Genomic DNA, 1,171 nt, shown 5'->3' on the forward strand with positions numbered 1-1,171 from the left:
TACTGTTCACTTAGAGGGTATAATGACGATATTGGGGCGATAGGGTGGAGGCCTGCCACGATGGCGACGAGGATAACGTGGTTTGAGCCGCTTGACGCCGCGGTGACGCGATTTTCCGCGACTGCTGACGACACGCTCTTCAAGAATTTCAAGCAGGATGTTGTTCCGTGCCTTTTTTCTCTGTCGAGGGGGAAAGCAGGACCATATGGCCTATCTTGCGTCGTATGACCCTCAAGCTATGGGTGAATGACAGACGGTCCGGATCTTCCTTTGCTTTCAGGGCGGCTTCGTGCATCAGGCTTCGTATCGCGAAATGCGCAAGCATCAGGCCATGGAATTCCTGACGGACAAGTTCGGGCGTCTTGCTCCTCAAACACAGACGTGCGCCCCGCAGATGGGTCTTAAGCTCGTCGAACGCGGTCTCGATCTCCCAACGCTCGTGATAAAGCGCCGCCAGATCCGAGGCGGGAGCACGCTCCGGATCGAGGATCGTCGTGACCAGCGTGTAGGTTTCGTCGCTGTTCTCCACGCCCTCCAGTCGATAGCGCACGACCCGGACCGGGATGGGATCCAGGGGGTTGCCGCCACTGCGTTCCGCGCGGCGCCATGTATTCAATTCGCTGCGCCATGAGCCATCGGGCAAGGTTTCCATTACGGGCAACATGATATCCTTCCGGGCGCGCAGCAGCACGTCCGCCCCGGTCTCCTTGATCTGCTGCATCATGTCGAAACTGAAAAAGCCCCGATCCATCATGCACAGCATGCCCGGTCGCAGACGTCCAATCACCGCACGTGCAAGTTCTCTTTCGCTGGTGGCGTAGTCGGCCATTTCCGCGCCGAACATGACACGCGTGCCGATCTCGGCGAGGGTGACGAACCGGATCTGCGGAAACGGGCATCGGTCGTTATAGGTCGTCGGACCACCAAAAGTCGCGCGATTGCCGATCTCGTCCGGCACGTCGAGCGTGGAGCCGTCCATGGCAACGAGATGCCAATCCTTGTAATACGCTCCCACCGTAGCGGGTGTGGCGACGGGACCGACGCAGTTCTTGTAAAGCTGCCGCAGAGGTTCCGCCCCCAGTCGGGTTCGCGCCTGTGAAATGCCCGATTTGCCGGTGACGCGAACCTCATCATGACCGACATCCCGCAGCCCTGCCCAGAGGCACCGCAG

Annotated in this window: 1 protein-coding gene; it reads right to left on the minus strand. The window is 59.6% G+C overall.

Going from position 1 to position 1,171, the window contains the following annotated elements; all coding sequences use genetic code 11:
- Positions 1 to 148: 148 nt before the first annotated feature.
- On the minus strand, positions 149 to 1,171 hold the full coding sequence (locus HLH25_RS19880; RefSeq protein ID WP_310889150.1) for an IS4 family transposase: 1,023 nt from the start codon (positions 1,169 to 1,171) through the stop codon (positions 149 to 151).

It is taken from the genome of Gluconacetobacter dulcium (genome assembly GCF_014174165.1).
Classification (GTDB): Bacteria; Pseudomonadota; Alphaproteobacteria; order Acetobacterales; family Acetobacteraceae; genus Gluconacetobacter; species Gluconacetobacter dulcium.